Origin of the sequence: Sphingobium abikonense NBRC 16140, from assembly GCF_001598335.1 — a bacterium.
Classification (GTDB): Bacteria; Pseudomonadota; Alphaproteobacteria; order Sphingomonadales; family Sphingomonadaceae; genus Sphingobium; species Sphingobium abikonense.
The window spans coordinates 1-2,486 of the sequence record NZ_BCYT01000037.1 but is presented as its reverse complement, the minus strand read 5'-3'; the positions used below and the strand labels follow the sequence as shown (position 1 = coordinate 2,486).

Sequence of the window (2,486 nt, the reverse complement as noted above, 5' to 3'; positions counted from 1 at the left end):
GATTTCCACTGAGAAGTGACCCGGGTAGGGCGTAAATTTCCACTGAGAATTGACCCATGTTGAACTCGTCCCTGGCTTTGACAAGCGAGGGTATATGGAGTGTTGGACATGGCGTTATTGAGCGTTATCCGGCGCTGGCATTTTCGCGATCATCTACCGATCCGGGAGATAGCGCGGCGCACCGGACTATCACGCAACACGATCCGCAAATATTTGCGGTCCGAGACGATCGATCCGCGGTTCAAGGTGCCTGATCGACCAAGCAAACTGGACCCATTTGCTGAGCATCTGGCGGCCTGGCTGCGGCGCGATATGGGCCGATCGCGCAAGCAGAAGCGCACGATCAAGCAGTTTCACGCCGATTTGGTGAGCCTGGGTTATGAAGGATCCTACAACCGGGTTGCCGCTTTTGCTCGGGACTGGCGCGAAGATTATCGGCGCCAGCAACAGATTGGCGGGCGTGGGACATTCGTGCCCCTGTCGTTCGCGCCGGGGGAAGCTTTCCAGTTTGATTGGAGTGAGGACTGGGCAATCATCGCCGGGGTTCGGACCAAGCTGCAGGTCGCGCATTTCAAGCTCAGTTACAGCCGGGCATTCATCGTGCGCGCCTACCTGCTGCAAACCCATGAGATGCTGTTCGACGCCCATAATCACGCCTTCCGCGTGCTGGGCGGCGTGCCGCGCCGGGGTATCTATGACAATATGCGCACGGCCGTCGACAAGGTCGGGCGTGGCAAGGAACGCACCGTCAACGCACGCTTCCTGACGATGGTCAGCCACTATCTGTTCGAAGCTGAGTTCTGTAACCCGGCTGCGGGATGGGAAAAGGGGCAGGTCGAGAAGAATGTCCAGGATGCGCGGCACCGTCTGTGGCAACCCACGCCGCAGGTCGAAAGCCTTGATGCGCTGAACCTGTGGCTGGAGGAGCGCTGCAAGGCGTTATGGGAGGACATCCCTCACGGGATCGAACCCGGATCGGTTGCCAATGCCTGGGCCGATGAATCTGAGTGTCTGATGGTTGCGGGCAGGCCCTTCGATGGTTTTGTGGAATATCGCAAACGGGTATCGCCGACGTGCCTCATCCACTTTGAGCGCAATCGCTACAGCGTACCGGCCTCTTTCGCCAATCGCACTGTCAGCCTGCGCGTCTATCCTGATCGCTTCCAGGTCGTCGCCGAGGGGCAGCCAATCTGCGCACATCAGCGCATCATCAACCGCTCTCACGACGGTCCAGGTCATACGGTTTATGACTGGCGCCATTATCTGGCGGTCGTGCAGCGCAAGCCCGGCGCCCTGCGCAACGGTGCGCCCTTCCTTGAGCTACCCGATGCGTTCCAGCGTCTGCAGCGACATCTGTTGCGCAATCCCGGCGGCGACAGGGAAATGGTCGAAATACTGGCGCTGGTTCTTCATCATGATGAGCAACTGGTGCTGACGGCGGTCACCATGGCGCTGGAGGCTGGCGTTCCGACCAAGACCCATATCCTCAATCTGCTCTATAGGCTGGTCGACGGAAAACCGATCTCCACGCCGCCGGTGACGGCGCCCCAGGCGCTCAAGCTGGTCAGCGAACCGATGGCCAATGTCGAACGCTATGATGATCTGCGCAAGGAGAAGCGTCATGCGTCATGACCCTGCCAGCGGCGCCATCGTCGTCATGCTCCGCAGCCTCAAGATGCATGGCATGGCGCAGGCCGTCACCGATCTCATGGAACAGGGATCTCCAGCGTTCGAAGCCGCCATCCCGATCCTCTCCCAGTTACTCAAAGCCGAGACAGCAGAACGGGAGGTTCGGTCTGTGGCCTATCAGCTCAAGATCGCGCGCTTCCCTGTCTATCGCGATCTGGCCGGCTTCGACTTTACCAGTAGCGAGGTCAATGAAGCTCTGGTGCGTCAGTTGCATCGCTGCGACTTCATCGACATCGCCGACAATATCGTGCTGGTCGGCGGTCCTGGCACCGGCAAGAGCCATGTGGCAACGGCGCTGGGCATCCAGGCCATCGAACATCATCGAAAGCGCGTCCGCTTCTTCTCGACGGTCGAACTGGTCAATGCGCTCGAGCAGGAAAAAGCACAGGGCAAGGCCGGTCAGATCGCCAATCGCCTCCTGCACTCCGATCTCGTTATCCTGGATGAGCTTGGATATCTGCCGTTCAGTGCTTCAGGTGGCGCGCTGCTCTTCCACCTGCTGAGCAAACTCTACGAGCGCACCAGCGTCATCATCACCACAAACCTGAGCTTCAGCGAATGGGCCACCGTGTTCGGCGACGCCAAAATGACCACGGCGCTCCTCGATCGGCTTACCCATCACTGCCACATCCTGGAGACCGGCAACGATAGCTTCCGCTTCAAAAACAGCTCTGCCAAGCAGGCCAGAACCCAAAAGAGAAAACCACGGGTTGACCCACCCGTGACACCCGAAACATAATCCGCAGACGGGTCACTTCTCGATGGAAAACCCGGGTCACTTCTCAGTGGAAATCAAC

2 protein-coding genes are annotated in these 2,486 nt (G+C 59.1%); both read left to right on the top strand.

The window, feature by feature from the left end:
* Positions 1 to 108: 108 nt before the first annotated feature.
* Entirely contained in the window at positions 109 to 1,632 is a 1,524-nt protein-coding gene (gene istA / locus SAB01S_RS17875) for an IS21 family transposase (protein ID WP_009823850.1), read from the top strand.
* A complete protein-coding gene (gene istB / locus SAB01S_RS17870) occupies positions 1,622 to 2,428 on the top strand; it encodes an IS21-like element helper ATPase IstB (RefSeq protein WP_009821099.1) in 807 nt (268 codons plus the stop codon). Before istA ends, istB begins: the two co-directional genes overlap by 11 nt.
* Positions 2,429 to 2,486 lie beyond the last annotated feature (58 nt).